Below are 16,364 nucleotides of genomic sequence, written 5' to 3'. Positions count from 1 at the left end.
TTCAAAATAGTTTATACATTTAAGGAAGAAAATCGATGCACTATGAATGAGCCTAATACTTTAATACGTGTGCGTGACTTTATTTTTTCATCGCAGTTAAACAAACTGGACTTAAACAAAATCGCACATGGCATCAACAAGCCATTAAACGAATTATTACTAGAATTCCCACACCCCGAGGCATTGGCGAAACGGCTCTTACAACTTGATTTCGAAGAGTTAAATGCCATATTGGACAAAAACGTTTTTGAGAAAGAAGGAGCGGTCGACAGTATTATCCTAGCTAGCATTTCAATCTTTCATGCCTTCGAAACGGTTTCTCCATTTAAAAATCGATTCGTTAAGAAGCTTTACCCTGAACTATATAAAACACATTTAAAACTTAAGCTCAGTCTTATTGAAGATCATCTCTCCAACAATCTAACAAAAGGAATAAAGAATGGAGAATACCACCAAGAACTTGCAATTAATGAAGTACTAAAGAAATATATTGACCGCATTAAAGCCATTCATTCAGAGAAAATAATGAAAACTGAACACTTTACTTTTTCAGCCATATTTCATAATATTTTCGAAGATTACATAAAAGAAGTAGCTACATCTGAAAATTGGCATTATTTTCGCAACCGAAAGCAATTGATTGACGCCTTAAATTTTGGCAAATAAACACATTACACACCGATAAAAACTTATAGAATGAAACTATCAACCTTAGTGACCTTAATTTTAGCCGTATTTATTTTTAGCTCATGTGCCTCATTAAAAAAAGGCTCTTCCAGTTTCGACGATAGCGACAGCCCATACCTAAGTGAGCAAACCAAACCAACCGTTAAAAAAGAAGTTCCAAAGAAAATTGTTGTAAAAGAAGAAAAAGTAACCGTTGTTGAAAACACCAATGCCGAGGTATTCAAATACTACGTAATTATTGGTTCGTTCAAGGTACTAGACAATGCCAAAAACTATAAAAAAGAATTAAGCTCAGAAGGTTTTACACCGGTTATTCTTGAAAATGAAAAAGGATTATATCGCGTTTCTGTTTCTGCCTACAACGAAGAACAAGCATCAAGAACGAAAATTGGTAACATCCGGAGCAAATATGAGAAATACAATGATGTGTGGTTATTAATTCGAAAAAAATAGATTGATTTTTTTCCCTTAAAGCTCTTTGTCGCAAGCAAAGAGCTTTTTTGTTATATTAACTTATTTCCCATACAATTAACTTCTTATATGGAGCAGTTGACATTCTTGCAGATAAGAACTATTGATACTGAGATATAGAGCTTTTGATATCAATTGAGTTTTACTAATAAGTTTTTACGCTGGTTATATAAAAAATAAGGCAAACTCGCATTTTAGGATAAAACCTTTTGTTTTCGTAACTCTTTTAGAGAAATAATCCTGAAAAGGATTAAATATAAATAGGCCCGTACGAAGTACGGGTAATTAGAAGTGTTGAAAGTTACAACCGCAAAGTGGTTGAATTAAAGTTGTTCACAACAAAAACTTTTCATTAAATTCTATGTTGTGTTCATTTAATAGTTCAGCATATTCCTCTCTGAATGTTTTTACTTTGTGATGTTCCTGCTGGCTCTTTACATATTCAATTAAAACCTCTAAAAAGGTAAGGAGAAAATCACAATTCAACCACGTTGTGGTTGGTATTTAGTTAACTTTCCCCCTGGATTCCATCCTGGGCTAATCACATTAATCCCCATAGGGGATTTTTGAACATCATTACTTTTCCCCTTAATATGGAAAATTATTATCCTTTAAACAAACGTTAATAAATTAACACTATAGTTTATGTAAACTCTATTAAAAGGAAATAACTACCCAATAGATAATTCAGACTTTAAACTCCCCACAACAGTTTAAAGCGCCCCCTTTTAATCAAAAGGAAGAATGGTTTCAGTACGATATATCATCTTTTTTTTCTTTATAGTACATATCTTTTTTCTATTTTTGCGCATTCATTTACCGAAATAAACAAAAGACAAAGATAAAACCAGATTATAATGTATAAACAAGTTAATCTTTCCGATAAGATCTACTACGTTGGGGTAAACGACCGACGAACTGCTTTATTTGAAAACATGTGGCCTTTAGATCGTGGCGTATCGTATAACTCATACGTTATTGATGATGAAAAAGTAGCCATTATTGATACGGTTGAGGCTGGTCATTTTGAGAAATGGATTGCAAAAGTGAGAGCCATTTTAAAGGGGCGTAAAGTTGACTACCTTGTGGTTAACCACATGGAACCAGATCATTCAGGTGCCATTCGTATTCTTACCGAACTATATCCTGATATGGAAATAGTTGGCAATAAGAAAACACTGCCAATGATAGAAGGTTATTATGGCATTAACTCCAATTTCAAAGAAGTTAAAGAAGGTGATAGCATTGACCTAGGGTCAAACAAATTGACATTTTATACGGTGCCTATGGTACACTGGCCAGAATCGATGGTATGCATGGAAGAAAGTAACAATATCCTGTTTTCATCCGATGCCTTTGGTAGCTTCGGTACGCTTGACGGTGGTATTTTCGACGACGAATTAGATTTCGAACACTATGTGGACGAAATGCGTCGTTACTACTCTAATATTGTTGGGAAATATGGCAACCCTGTTCAAAAAGCCCTTAAGAAATTGGGTGGATTAGATATAAAGATGATTGCTCCCTCACACGGTCCAATCTATCGTGAGAACATCGCACGCATGATTGACATGTATGACCAATGGAGTCGTTATGAAGGCGAGGAAGGCGTTGTTGTTGCTTATGCTTCGATGTATGGAAACACAGAAGAAATGGCAGAAGTTGCCGCAAGAGCAGTGGCCGAATATGGCATCAAGAATGTTCGCGTTTATGATGTTAGCAAAACACACATCTCTCACATTATCTCTGATGTGTTCAAATACAAAGGAATCATACTAGGTAGCCCAACATACAGCAACGAGTTACACCCTAACATGGAAGCCTTTGTAATGAAATTGCAACACTTGGGCGTTGTAAACCGCTACTTTGGTGTATTAGGTTCATTTACATGGGCAGGTGCTTCGGTTAAGAAACTAAATGCTGTAGGTGAAAACCTCAATTGGGAGGCTATTGCTGAAGCTGTTGAAGAAAAGCATGCACTTAAGGAAGGCAAATACGATGCTTGTTGGCAGCTTGGTAAAGCTATGGCCGAAAAACTTATAGCAGAAAGATAGAAACATTTACTACATATCAATAAAAAAATGGAGTACTCATATAAGTGCTCCATTTTTTATATACGCACCTCACCATTCTCCAATTCACATACAACACATACCTGTTAATTATTAAGGCATTAGAAGTCCCTAAATAATTAAGGCATTAAGTGTAATAAATCATAGCATCATTGATCCTATTCAAAGGCCTGTGATTCCTTATTTTTTTATTAAATTCGTCCTTTAAATTAGAATTAAAGTTTTGGACGAACCGAATTCATATACTTGGTATGCTTTATATACAAAATCGCGTGCCGAGAAAAAAGCATTAGAACAATTAAAAGCACTTAATATAGAGGCCTATCTCCCATTACGAAAACGCTTGAAGCAATGGAGTGATCGTAAAAAATGGGTGGAAGAACCTATTATTGGCTCCTATATATTTGTTAAAATTCGATCTTGTGATTACCGTCGTGTTTTCGAAGCAAGAAGTATTGTTGCTTACGTCTCCCACAAAGGTAAAGCATGTCCAATACCCGATTCTGACATTGAGGCCATGAAACGTTGCATCGAGAGCAACCTTGATTTTGGGGTTGAAAATGAAGCAATTAAAAAAGGTCAATTAATTACTGTAACATCAGGCCCTCTGGAAGGTATAAAGGGTGAGGTAATTGATATTAAAGGTACCAAAAAGTTATCTTTAAGCATTAGTAATATTGGTTATACACTGGTTGTGGATTTAGCCGAAGCATCCATTGCTAAAGCGTAATAACAAAACACAACCGCCACATATTCAACACACAACACACTCACCCAACTGTGACTGAGGAGGCGAAGCTATGAATAAATGTAGGTATTAGGTGGTAGGTATTAGGTCTTGGGTATTAAGGGCCACTATAGAGAATGAATTAAGGATGATAGATTAATGATGAGGATTAGGAATTCAAGGTTCTCTGAACCAAACTATGTAATGAGCGAAGATTCTGCTTGTTGACTAATCCGATCCTGAAAAATAAGTCAATGTGCTAATTTGGAAATGACTCAATTTGGAAATGTGTAAATTTAAAGAAAGCGAATAACGATAAGTGATAACTGATTAACGATTAAGGACGTAAACATTCAAATAATGAATCCATGTGCATAAAGCATAATTGAAAATTGATTCATATTTCGTACACTTTTACTCAATTTTAGCGCAGGCTACAAAATGGACTACTAATACATACTTCAGCATTAGCTATAACATTCGATGTATACAAACATTAATCAACTTGATTTAAATAAGGCATACACCTTTAAAGATTACCTCACATGGCAATTCAAAGCCAGAGTGGAAATAATCATGGGTAAAACATTTAAGATATCACCTGCCCCTTCTCCACTTCATCAAGAGGTATCAGCAGCCTTGAGTGGAGAGATATATAATTTTCTAAAGGGAAAAGCATGTAAGGTTTTCACAGCCCCATTTGATGTACGTCTTGATAAGGATAAGGATGGCATTCATACAGTAGTTCAACCAGACCTAAGCATTATTTGTGACCTTGCAAAGATTGATGATAAAGGCTGTTTGGGAGCTCCGGATTTAGTTGTCGAAATCATATCTCCTTTAACAGCTAAAAAGGATTTACATGAGAAATACGATCTATATGAAAGGTGTAAAGTGCAAGAATATTGGATTATTCATCCGTATGAAAAAACATTAACAGTTTTTGTTTTAAGTAACAGTGGAAATTACATACCCTCAAAACCGTTGACCCAAGGTGATATTATAAAAAGTCAAACCTTAGAAGGCTTTGAACTTAATTTAACAACTATTTTTCCTAACCAAGCGCAGGAACCAGAGCAAGAATATAAACGATTGTGATATCAAAAACACCTAACACCCAATACCTAACACCGAAAATGAAAATATTAATTACAGGCGCAGCTGGTTTCATCGGCTTTCACCTAAGTAGACTACTTGCATCAAATGGTATAGAGGTAGTGGGTATTGATTCGCTGAATGAGTATTATCCAGTTCGTTTAAAGCTTGATCGCCTTAATGAACTGAAGCAATACAAAAGTTTCTCCTTTAAAACGATTAACATTTGTGATAAGGAGGCATTAGATGTACTTTTTGAAAATGAAAGATTTAGTACAGTCATAAATTTAGCAGCTCAGGCTGGTGTTAGATATAGCATCGATAAACCATACAAATACATCGACAGCAACCTAATTGGTTTTATTAATGTCCTAGAAGCATGTCGTAATAATCCGGTTAAGCATCTAATTTATGCCTCATCCAGCTCTGTTTATGGCAATTCTAATGATATTCCTTTTAGTACCAACGATCGTACCGATGAACCGGTATCCTTATATGCGGCCACCAAGAAGTCAAATGAATTAATGGCTCATAGTTATGCGCATTTATATAATATTCCCATAACTGGTTTACGCTTCTTCACGGTTTATGGACCTTGGGGAAGACCAGACATGGCGTACTTTTCGTTTACAAAGAAAATTCTTAAGGGTGATAAAATTGAAGTATTTAACGAAGGGAACATGGAGCGTGACTTTACGTACATCGACGATATCGTTAATGCCATAGAAAAGCTCATCGATTTACCTTTCGATAAAAATGGGGAACAAGAAAAACCATACCGTTTGTTTAACATTGGGAACAATAAACCGGTGAAACTAATGGATTTTATCAGCACCTTGGAGAAGCACATCGGTAAACAAGCCATTAAAGAGTTCTTGCCCATGCAAAAAGGTGATGTATATAGAACATATGCCGACATATCCGACTTGGAAGAACGTATCAACTTTACGCCCGCAACCAGTATAGACAGAGGATTAAAACACTTTATTGATTGGTACACGAAATATTATAGTGGCTAGGCAGTAGGTGTTAAGGGTTAGTTGTTGGGGAGGAAGGATGAAGGATTATGGATTAGGGAAGTAATTACGTTACCATAAAAGTTTGAAGTATGCAATTTAGCTTTGAAAAATTGGATGTATGGCAATTATCAAGAGAACTGGTAAAGGCTATCTATGAAGTAACAAGTACTTTTCCTGACAAAGAGATATTTGGACTAACAAGCCAACTAAGACGGGCATCAATCTCAATATCATCCAATATTGCTGAAGGTAATTCCAGATTCTCTCCTAAAGACAAAAGTCATTTTACCGAAATGGCATATACCAGCTTAATGGAAGTAGCGAACCAACTAATCATTGCATGTGACCTTAATTATTTAAACACTGAAGAATTAGAGGCGTTTAAAAATAAAATAGATACTATATCTCATAAATTAACAGGCTTATATAATTACCAACGTCAACAACCCAAACGATAAAATCATCAACCATATACTTAATCAATAATCCTTAATCGTTCATCAATACTCCTTAATCAGTAATTAATCTGCAATGCAATACGACCAAGACCTTCCACTCGAAGAATACATATACACCGAAGCACTAAAAGAACGCCACGAAGATCTGGATCGTTTTAAAACACTATTAGCTGAGGGTAACCAAAGTAATGAAGAGAATGCGGTAGAATTACTTTATGTATCAAAACGTTTATTTTATAATCAGTTTGGACTGGAAGCAATAATGGAATCACGTCAGCAAATGATGAACTTCCTTGAAATTGAAGTAGATGACGATACTATTCCGCAAAGCATGAGTGGTACACAAAGTGATGAACACGACGAAAAGATTGAAGAGCTACTGAATGCCTTGGATGACATTGAAGATTTAAAGAAGCTGAAAGTAAAAAAGCTTGCTCAAGATTATCCTGAAGTGCCTTTCTTCACATATATGCGTTTAATATTAATGCATGTTAAGGAGTTAGCCACTAAACGCATTATGGCGCAAATAGAGGACGATTTATCCATTATGACAGAAGATGTTATCCTTAAATTGGAAAAAGACACCCTCTTAGCTAGAGAAAATAAATCTTGTGAATTAATCACGGATAATCTGGTAAAAGAAGGAAGCCTCAATAAACTATTTAATAAGCGCACCAGCATTCATTCCTTCGAACTAATGACAGTCCATACAGCCATCTACGAATATTTAGTGAGTAAGAATGAACTATTATTACTAGATGCCTACATGTTTGCTACGAACGCACTTTTTCCGGAATGGGAAGATGCCTGGAGCGACAAGGAATTGTATAGCGAGGTATTGAAGGTGGAGTTTTGCAAAAAAATTATCAATTAAGGATTATCGATTAAAGATTAGTGATTAAACGAGATTTATAATCCTTAATCTCTCATCAATAAATCAACATTCACACTTCCAAAACCCCGCTCCTACGGAGCACCCCTAAAGGGGAGAAAACACAAGCGAATAAAACTAATTAAATAGCAAAAATTCGCGCAATTAGCGGACAAGAAAAATGAAAAACTTTGCACTTATAGGCGCAGCAGGCTACATAGCACCAAGGCATTTAAAAGCCATCAAAGAAACAGGTAACCAGTTAATAGCTGCCGTTGATCCCTATGACGGAGTAGGCATCATGGACAGTTATTTTCCTAATGCTGACTTTTTTGTGGAGTTTGAGCGTTTCGATCGTCATATAGAGAAACTAAAACGTGCCAATACACCTTTAGATTTTGTATCAGTCTGTTCGCCAAATTACTTACACGATTCCCATATTCGCTTTGGATTAAGAAGTGGTGCTGATGTAATTTGTGAGAAACCAATCGTTTTAAATCCCTGGAACATCGATGCCTTACAAGAGATTGAGGAAGAATCAAAAAACAAGATTTATACCATACTTCAATTAAGGCATCATCCAAGTATCATCGCTCTTAAAAAGAAAGTTGAAGAAGGTGGACCCGACAAGATATATGATATTGACTTGACTTACCTAACATCACGTGGGCATTGGTATTACACCTCATGGAAAGGGGATATAAGTAAGTCAGGTGGTATAGCTACCAATATAGGCGTACATTTTTACGACATGCTAAGCTGGGTATTCGGACCTGTTCAAAGTAATACGGTACATGTTCATACCCACGACCGGGCAGCAGGTTACCTTGAGTTCAAACAAGCCAGGGTGCGCTGGTTCTTATCCATTAATTACGATACCATTCCACAGGCTATTAAAGATAAAGGTATGCGCACCTATCGCTCCATAACAATGGACGGAGAAGAAATTGAGTTCAGTGGTGGTTTTACCGACCTGCATACACTAAGCTACGAAAGTATACTAAAAGGTGAAGGCTACGGAATTGGTGATACACGTCAAGCCATTGATATAGTACATAACATCAGAAACACTAAAGCTGTTGGGCTTGTAGGAGATTATCATCCTCTTTGTAAATTGGAACAAGCAAAGCATCCGTTTGATAGAGATTAGACCGCAGCAAGCTGCTGTTAGATAATAGATCGCTTCGCTGTTAGACAATAGAAGAATACATCGAACATCCTAGCACAATTACCTCGCTCCTGCGGAGCACCTCCCGATAATCCCGATAGCTATCGGAATCGGGAAAGGCTCTAAAAGGGAATATAATTATTTAATTCGCGACAATTCGTGGACATAAATTTACCCTGAGGAACGTTGAAGGGAAGCCGAAGGGCAATCTTGATACTTTTAAAAAAAATAATTAGCGCAATTAGCGGACAAAACATGAACAACATACACCCAACAAACATTTACCTTAACCGAGACGACAAAGAGCAATATCTCAAGCAAAAAGCTAAAGTCATCTGGATAACTGGCCTCTCTGGTTCAGGAAAAAGCACCCTGGCACATGGCTTGGAACGACGTTTAGCAGAACGTGGTTACTTAACTCAAGTATTAGATGGCGACAACATACGTACAGGTATTAATAATAATCTTGGTTTTACTGACGATGACCGTACCGAAAACGTACGCCGTATAGCAGAGATAAACAAGTTATTTTTGAACTGTGGCATCATTACCATCAATGCATTTATCTCCCCAACCACCGAGATACGCCAAATGGCGCGTGAAATTATTGGCAATGACTTTATCGAAATATTTGTAGATGCCTCTTTTGAAACATGCAGCCAACGCGACCCTAAAGGCTTGTATAAAAAAGCCCTGGCTGGTGAGATTAAGAACTTTACCGGACTGGATGCACCATTCGACCGACCTGAAAATACTGAGGTAATTGTTGATACTAACACGTTGAGCATTGAAGAAGGCGTTGACTTAGCATACCAATATATAAAATCCGAGATAAGGTGGTAAAGTTGCAAGGTTAAAGAAGAAAGTAGTAAACCTAAATAATGTTAATAAATTCACGTAACAATATTACTTTTGCACCGTTTCAATTAATTGCAATGGTGTATCCCTGTGACTCACCGAGCCGAAGGCATTGCAGTAAGTGATTCAATTCATGAAAAGAATTTATGGAGCGGCTCATTTTTAAAGAGCTTGCCAAAGAGCCGCTCCTTTTTAACCCATTCACGCCCATCCTATGGAGCAACTCCTGATAAAACAGGATTACTTGTTCCGAGCTTGACTCGGAAGGCTCTAAAAGGGAAACAAAAAACACAATAATAAATTCGCGTTAATTCGTGAATTGAAAATCAGCGTAGCTAAATTAGCGGACAACAATGAAAGATTACGACTTAATAATACGCCCCAAGCGACACGCATTCGACATCAACTTTAAAGAAATATGGTCCTATCGCGACTTATTGAAGATGTTCGTAAAGCGCGATATCATAACCGTTTACAAACAAACTATACTGGGCCCTATTTGGTTTATTGTGCAGCCTGTACTAACATCTCTAATGATGATGATGGTATTTGGGCGCATTGCAAAAATCAGTACCGATGGCACGCCTCAAATATTGTTTTACCTTGCTGGGGTAACCATATGGAACTATTTCTCAGAGAGCTTTAACACAACAGCCAAAACCTTTACTGAAAATGCTAATATTTTTGGAAAGGTCTATTTCCCTAGGTTAATCATGCCCTTCGCTAAGGTCACAAGTGGTCTCATTAAATTTGGTATACAGTTCACCTTATTTTTATTGGTCTATTGTTATTACCTATTTGCTCAGGAAGGCTCTGTTAATCCGAACTGGACCATTGCATTACTGCCAGTATACATTCTTTTAATGGCCATGTTTGGTTTGGGTGCAGGCATCATCTTTACAAGCTGGACAACCAAGTACCGCGACTTAACCTTCTTGTTAACCTTTGGTGTGCAGTTATTGATGTACGCTTCACCAGTTATTTATCCGGTTAGTACCATAGAGCCAGGCCTAATGAAGGACATACTGATGCTAAACCCCTTCACCCCTATCCTTGAAGGCTTTAAATACGCCTTTCTTGGAGCCGGTCATTTTTCATGGGCAAGTCTTGGTTATAGTGCGATTGTGGCAACGGTCATCTTATTCTTAGGCATCATCATCTTCCATAAAACAGAACGTAACTTCATTGACACGGTGTAAAAGATCCGCTAATGACGCTAATTAAACGAATTAAATTATTGGGAATAAAAATTAGCGACAATTCGCGAATTGAAAATCAGCGTAGCTAAATTCGTGGACAAAAAAACAATCACATATAAGTGAATTTAATTGACAAATCAATCCTCATTTGATATCTTGTTGCGATTAAGCGAAAACTATGAATAAGCAAGCTCTGATAGAAAATACAATACAAACTTTAAATCAACTTCCGGCCGAAAAGGTGGACGAAGTGCGTGATTTTGCTGAGTATCTGTTAAGTAAATTAGATGATTCAATCATTTCAGAAGGTGTACAACTACTTTCATCCTCTTCTTCAGCATTTAACTACCTTAACGATGAAGAGGATTTATATACGGTCAATGATTTAAAGGAAAAATATAAATGAATAAAGGCGACATTGTATTAATTCCCTTTCCATTCACTGACTTAAGTGGTGTCAAAAATCGTCCTGCCTTAGTTCTTGTAGATGACAACTCCGATGTAACGGTATGCTTTCTGACAACACAGTTAAAATATCAATCAGAATTAGATATTAAGTTAGAACCATCATCTGCAAATGGTCTTAAAAGAACATCTATAATTAGACTTAATAAGATTGCTACCATTAATAATGAACTAGTATTAGGAAGACTGGGAAACATGACAACTCCTGAAATTAAAGTACTAAATAATCACCTTATAAAGCTATTTAAAATCGATACATAGTTAGTTTTTTGAAATCATCATCTTCCATAAAACAGAACGTAACCTATCGACACGGTGTAAAAGAATCCATGCTTTTTTATTGGATTTACATGATAAAATATTAAGATCCACGAATTACACCAATTACACAAATAATAAAAAAGAAAATTAGTGCCATTCGTGAATTGAAAATCAGCGAAGCTAAATTAGTGGATAAATTAATTTATATGCCTGACCTGCTCAAACAACAAGAGTTAATATATAAAGACGAAGCTTATATAATCGTCGGAGCCTGCATGACCGTTCATCGTCAATTAGGATGTGGCTTCTTAGAAGCAGTCTATGCTGAAGCATTGGAAATGGAGCTAGCAAGTCAAGGCATACCTTTTAACCGCGAAGTACCTATTGGCATTGAGTATAAAGGACAACCTTTGAAGAAATCATACATAGCAGATTTTATTTGCTACAACAAGATAATAATTGAACTTAAAGCTGTTAATTATTTAGAAAGTGTGCATGAAGCACAAGTTCTGAACTATTTAAAAGCAACAAGACTTAGATTAGGAATACTTGTTAACTTTGGTGAACAATCGCTGAAGTATAAACGAATTGTATTATAGTCTACCTGCAATGGACTAGTAGATATAAAATTGAAAAAAACTATCCACTAATTACGCGAATCTCACTAATTAAAAGAAAAAAATTAGTGACAATTGGTGAAATTCGTGGACAAAAAAAGAAACGTACAGTGAGTAATACTGTTATTAAAATAGAAAACCTTAGTAAAATATATAGGTTAGGTGAAGTAGGAACTGGTACTTTAAGCCACGACCTTAACCGATTCGTACGCATGAACATCCTCGGCCAGGACGATCCCTATGCCAAGGTAGGCCATGTAAACGATCGCACCCAGAAAGCCGAGAAAGGCGAATTGGTAGCCGCCCTACGCGATATTAACCTCGAAGTAAAAGAAGGCGAAGTATTAGGTATCATCGGTAAGAATGGAGCTGGCAAGAGCACTTTGCTAAAACTCCTTAGTCGTGTCACCTCCCCCACAACTGGCAGCATTAAAGTGAAAGGCCGACTTGCTTCCCTCTTAGAGGTAGGCACCGGTTTTCACCCCGAGATGACTGGCCGGGAGAACATCTATATGAACGGCACCATCATGGGCATGCGAAAATGGGAGATTGACCGTAAGTTAGATGAGATAGTAGACTTTGCCGGTGTAGCCAAATACCTCGACACCCCCACCAAACGCTACTCTAGCGGTATGACGGTGCGCCTGGGTTTTGCCATAGCTGCCCATCTGGAGCCCGAAATACTGGTAGTAGACGAAGTATTGGCCGTAGGCGATGCCGAGTTCCAGAAAAAAGCCATAGGTAAAATGCAGGATGTCAGCCAAAATCAAGGTAGAACGGTATTGTTTGTTAGTCATAATATGGCGGCAGTTAAAAATCTGTGTCCGAAAAGCCTTATTTTAAAAAATGGCTTACTAACCAATATTGGACTAACTGAGGGCATTATAAAGCAGTATATAGACGATAATAAAATAAACACCTCGAAAGTTGAATTAAAATCTAAAGAGTACGGCGTTGAACTACAGAAAATTATCATTAATGATAACAAAAGTTTGGTAAGTGGACAAAGCGCAAATTTTACATTCGAGGTATTTTTTCATTCAAGTATTAAGAATCCAGCATTTATTGCTGGAATTAGAAGCTTGGAAGAAGAAAATTTATTGTTCCTTTCAACAGAACCTATTAGCGGTTACTCAAGCGGAAATTGTAAAGGTTTAATAAAAGTTAACCTGACAATACCAAATATTAATTTAGCTGGTGGAAAATATAATTTGATTTTTGGAGTTTCTCTCCCAAATATTACATTCATTATTCCACCTACCAAAGTGGCAGATATTGAAATAAAGGCAGAGGATGTTTATAATTCTGGTAATGTCTTAAACAATACCAAGAGCTATCTTATTACAGAACACAATTGGCAAGTAATCAATATTTAGATATTAATAATGACCGATAAGAATCTCATTTTTATTGTTTCTCAGCCAAGGTCTGGCTCTACCCTTTTACAAGCCCTGCTTTCTAATAATAATCATGTTGCCACTGTTAGTGAACCTTGGCTATTACTTCCATTCTTCACCTATAATAAACCTGAACTTGGTTTGGCAAAATATTCTAGTAGGCTAGCTTATGAAGGTATTAATGATTTTAAGTCTAAAATTAACAAAGAAAAATTTGACAATGACTTATCTAACTTTTTATTAAATCAATATGAGCAAATTAGAACTAAAAATGAATCATATATATTAGATAAAACACCTCGTTATTATGAAATCTTAAATGAAATAACATACCATTTTCCTAATGCAAAGATTATTATTCTAAAACGAAATCCCTTTGCTGTTTTATCGTCAATTATTAAAACATGGAATCAAGATAGTTTACAAAAATTACTATTTCATAAAAGGGATATCTTAGTAGCTCCTAAACTACTGCATCAATTCACGATAGAGCAAAAAAAGAATAGAAATGTTGTTTCGATACAATATGAGGAACTATTAAGTAATCCAGAACATCATACTAAACAACTTTATAAATGGCTAAACCTTCCATACAATGCAGAAATTCTGAATTACTCAAATAACCTTAAGTTTAAAGGAAAAATGGGAGATCCTACAGGAATCATAGCCAATAAAATACCTAACTCGTCTCATATTGATTTATGGAAAGAAACTTATAACGAGAAAAAATGGAAAGATTTTTTTAATGGTTATGCTAATTTTCTAGGCTCTGACTTCTTAAATGCTTATGGAGAGTATGATCAAATAAATGAGAGGTTTTCGAAGAAATTTGATCAATTTATAAAACAATCTAAATGGAACTTTTATGAATCTGAAATACCGTTAAAAAGGATTATAAAATACCGCATATTCTCAAAATTACGACTAACTAAATTTTAAACATCACTCGAAACGTAAACAATACTTTTAGCAATTTTGATGGATAAAAAACTCTCAGTATAAGGCAACAGTAAAAGACTAAATCTTTAATGGTTAAAACAATTAATTTATCGCTTCCAATTTCAAACAACAATAGTTCAGATGTTTGGCCAAACAATAATAAAGTCGAACTACCTTTTTATGATCAAGATATTATATGGCCTAAAATATCAATAGTTATCCCAAGCTATAATCAAGGACAATATATTGAGGAAACAATCAGATCTATATTGTTACAAAACTATCCAAATCTTGAACTAATAATAATTGATGGCGGTAGTACTGACGATACAGTTAATATCATAAAAAAATATGAAAACTATATAACTTATTGGGTTACGGAAAAAGATAATGGCCAAAGTGATGCTATTAATAAAGGTCTAAAAAAATGCACAGGTGATTTGTTTAACTGGTTAAATTCAGATGATTATCTTCAACCATTTGCGCTATTTTATATCGCCAAAGAATATATAAAAAATAAATGCCTTGTTGTATCTGGCTTAACTACGGCTTTAACAACTGATAAAACACAACACACAATTCCACCAGTAAAGATCTATAAAGATATTAATAAAACTATTCAAGAATGTGGCTTTAATCAGCCAGGTTTATTTTACAGCATGCCATGCATAAGAGCTCTTAAGGGTGTAAATACAAATTATCATTATGCCATGGATCTTGACATGTGGAATCGTTTCCTATTTACCTATGGACAGGAACGGGTAGTTAAAATTAACAAAACTATAGCCATCTTTAGATTGCACAATAACTCCAAAACATCTATTGAAAGTGAGAAGGAAGCATCCCAATTTTCATCAGATATAAATGGAATGTATTATGCTTATGCTAAAGTTATTAAAAAGGAAAAAATTTGGAGATCTCTTTCAAATGTGGATCAAAAATATTATCCCATAAATACAATTAGTTCTATTCCAAAGGAAAGTTTAAAGAGTTTCTTTAATTATTACTTTTATCAATTATTTAAATCTCACTTGTATCAAAAGAGATTCAAAAAAGCTTTTGTGGCAAGCAAAGGCATTAAAAAAATTTATTTATATAAGAATCTTCTAAAAGACATTAAAATTAATAAATTCATCCGTTCTTCATAATTTCAACAAAAAGTAAAATTTTACAATATATGGTTTCGAATAAAGATGTGACTTTAGTAATAACAAGTTGCGATAGACTTCATTTACTCAAAAGAACCATTGATAGTTTTGAAAAATACAATACTTATCCGATTAAAGACCGAATAATCATAGAGGATTCGGGCAAAGAGAAGGTTAAGAAGGAATTAATAAGTCTCTATGGAGACCATTATAAGATAATTTTTAACGACAAGCCTTTAAAACAAATTAAAAGCATTGATAGAGCCTATGCTGAGGTTAAAACCGAATATATCTTTCATTGCGAAGATGATTGGGAATTTTACAGGCCTAATTTTATAGAAGATTCATTAAAAATCTTGGAAGGTAGGTCACAAGTTAAGCAAGTTGGCTTAAGAAGTATCGAACATGATATCAAAATTCATCATCCTTCTATTAAAGTCTTTCCCAACTCTTTCTGTGTTGAAAATATCAGATATTATAAATTCGAAATGATAGAAGAGTTTAAAGAATATGATTGGATAACTTGTTCTTTTAATCCAGGCCTTCTAAGAACAAAAGATTATAAACTAATAGAAACATATGCGTCAAAAGCAAGTACCGAAGGAGGAATTAGTTTATGGTATAAAAATCAAGGCTATTATGGTATTACTTTAGAAAACGATGCTGTTAAGCATATTGGATGGGAAGAAAGCTCAATGGGACATTATCAAGAACATTACAATTTTGGTGTACGATTTAAAAATTGTTTCAAATCTATTCTAAACCTATTAGGATTTAATTTGAAGTACAATTAGTACACTTACAAAAATTGCAAACTTCGTATTCTTTAATTATAACATTTATAATATAATTATTTTGAGGAAGTAGAACAATGTTTTTAAATCTATTTAACCTTAATTCCCGAAAAAGTAG

General features: G+C 35.2%; 18 protein-coding genes. All 18 read left to right on the top strand.

Features of this window, described 5'->3' with window-relative positions:
• Nucleotides 1-42 precede the first annotated feature (42 nt).
• The 18 genes from ACRD7B_RS08495 to ACRD7B_RS08410 all read left to right on the top strand — a co-directional run bounded on the left by ACRD7B_RS08495 (nt 43) and on the right by ACRD7B_RS08410 (nt 16,246).
• Nucleotides 43-666 carry a hypothetical protein gene (locus ACRD7B_RS08495; protein WP_430824085.1) on the top strand — a complete coding sequence of 208 codons (624 nt, stop codon included), beginning with the start codon at nt 43-45 and terminating at the stop codon, nt 664-666.
• A 30-nt stretch (nt 667-696) separates the two neighbouring features.
• Nucleotides 697-1,140 carry an SPOR domain-containing protein gene (locus ACRD7B_RS08490; protein ID WP_430824084.1) on the top strand — a complete coding sequence of 148 codons (444 nt, stop codon included), beginning with the start codon at nt 697-699 and terminating at the stop codon, nt 1,138-1,140.
• A gap of 875 nt (nt 1,141-2,015) precedes the next feature.
• Nucleotides 2,016-3,212 (top strand): FprA family A-type flavoprotein, encoded by a 1,197-nt coding sequence (locus tag ACRD7B_RS08485; protein ID WP_430824082.1) that lies wholly within the window; start codon nt 2,016-2,018, stop codon nt 3,210-3,212.
• Nucleotides 3,213-3,453: 241 nt separating this feature from the next.
• Entirely contained in the window at nt 3,454-3,960 is a 507-nt protein-coding gene (locus tag ACRD7B_RS08480; RefSeq protein ID WP_430824081.1) for a UpxY family transcription antiterminator, read from the top strand.
• Between the two features lie 480 nt (nt 3,961-4,440).
• A complete protein-coding gene (locus tag ACRD7B_RS08475; RefSeq protein ID WP_430824080.1) occupies nt 4,441-5,055 on the top strand; it encodes a Uma2 family endonuclease in 615 nt (204 codons plus the stop codon).
• 38 nt (nt 5,056-5,093) lie between these two features.
• On the top strand, nt 5,094-6,071 hold the full coding sequence (locus ACRD7B_RS08470; protein ID WP_430824079.1) for an NAD-dependent epimerase/dehydratase family protein: 978 nt from the start codon (nt 5,094-5,096) through the stop codon (nt 6,069-6,071).
• An 89-nt stretch (nt 6,072-6,160) separates the two neighbouring features.
• Nucleotides 6,161-6,529 (top strand): four helix bundle protein, encoded by a 369-nt coding sequence (locus ACRD7B_RS08465; protein WP_430824077.1) that lies wholly within the window; start codon nt 6,161-6,163, stop codon nt 6,527-6,529.
• A gap of 73 nt (nt 6,530-6,602) precedes the next feature.
• On the top strand, nt 6,603-7,403 hold the full coding sequence (locus ACRD7B_RS08460) for a hypothetical protein (protein WP_430824076.1): 801 nt from the start codon (nt 6,603-6,605) through the stop codon (nt 7,401-7,403).
• A gap of 178 nt (nt 7,404-7,581) precedes the next feature.
• Nucleotides 7,582-8,550 carry a Gfo/Idh/MocA family protein gene (locus ACRD7B_RS08455; RefSeq protein ID WP_430824075.1) on the top strand — a complete coding sequence of 323 codons (969 nt, stop codon included), beginning with the start codon at nt 7,582-7,584 and terminating at the stop codon, nt 8,548-8,550.
• Between the two features lie 273 nt (nt 8,551-8,823).
• Nucleotides 8,824-9,411 (top strand): adenylyl-sulfate kinase, encoded by a 588-nt coding sequence (gene cysC / locus ACRD7B_RS08450; RefSeq protein WP_430824074.1) that lies wholly within the window; start codon nt 8,824-8,826, stop codon nt 9,409-9,411.
• A gap of 368 nt (nt 9,412-9,779) precedes the next feature.
• Nucleotides 9,780-10,625 (top strand): ABC transporter permease, encoded by an 846-nt coding sequence (locus ACRD7B_RS08445; protein ID WP_430824073.1) that lies wholly within the window; start codon nt 9,780-9,782, stop codon nt 10,623-10,625.
• A gap of 178 nt (nt 10,626-10,803) precedes the next feature.
• Nucleotides 10,804-11,031, top strand: a complete 228-nt coding sequence (locus ACRD7B_RS08440) for a hypothetical protein (RefSeq protein WP_430824072.1) — start codon at nt 10,804-10,806, stop codon at nt 11,029-11,031.
• Nucleotides 11,028-11,351: a type II toxin-antitoxin system PemK/MazF family toxin gene (locus ACRD7B_RS08435; RefSeq protein WP_430824071.1), complete on the top strand. Its 324-nt coding sequence runs from the start codon at nt 11,028-11,030 to the stop codon at nt 11,349-11,351. Before ACRD7B_RS08440 ends, ACRD7B_RS08435 begins: the two co-directional genes overlap by 4 nt.
• A gap of 206 nt (nt 11,352-11,557) precedes the next feature.
• Nucleotides 11,558-11,950 (top strand): GxxExxY protein, encoded by a 393-nt coding sequence (locus tag ACRD7B_RS08430; RefSeq protein WP_430824070.1) that lies wholly within the window; start codon nt 11,558-11,560, stop codon nt 11,948-11,950.
• An 86-nt stretch (nt 11,951-12,036) separates the two neighbouring features.
• Nucleotides 12,037-13,344: an ABC transporter ATP-binding protein gene (locus tag ACRD7B_RS08425; RefSeq protein WP_430824069.1), complete on the top strand. Its 1,308-nt coding sequence runs from the start codon at nt 12,037-12,039 to the stop codon at nt 13,342-13,344.
• A gap of 9 nt (nt 13,345-13,353) precedes the next feature.
• Nucleotides 13,354-14,304, top strand: a complete 951-nt coding sequence (locus ACRD7B_RS08420) for a sulfotransferase family protein (RefSeq protein ID WP_430824068.1) — start codon at nt 13,354-13,356, stop codon at nt 14,302-14,304.
• Nucleotides 14,305-14,393: 89 nt separating this feature from the next.
• Nucleotides 14,394-15,452: a glycosyltransferase family 2 protein gene (locus ACRD7B_RS08415; RefSeq protein ID WP_430824067.1), complete on the top strand. Its 1,059-nt coding sequence runs from the start codon at nt 14,394-14,396 to the stop codon at nt 15,450-15,452.
• Between the two features lie 29 nt (nt 15,453-15,481).
• Nucleotides 15,482-16,246 carry a glycosyltransferase gene (locus ACRD7B_RS08410; protein ID WP_430824066.1) on the top strand — a complete coding sequence of 255 codons (765 nt, stop codon included), beginning with the start codon at nt 15,482-15,484 and terminating at the stop codon, nt 16,244-16,246.
• Nucleotides 16,247-16,364 lie beyond the last annotated feature (118 nt).

The sequence above is a fragment of the Carboxylicivirga fragile genome (assembly GCF_050589805.1).
GTDB classification, from domain to species: domain Bacteria; phylum Bacteroidota; class Bacteroidia; order Bacteroidales; family Marinilabiliaceae; genus Carboxylicivirga; species Carboxylicivirga fragile.
The sequence above is the reverse complement of the archived record's forward strand: the minus strand, read 5'-3'. Positions and strand labels throughout refer to the sequence as shown.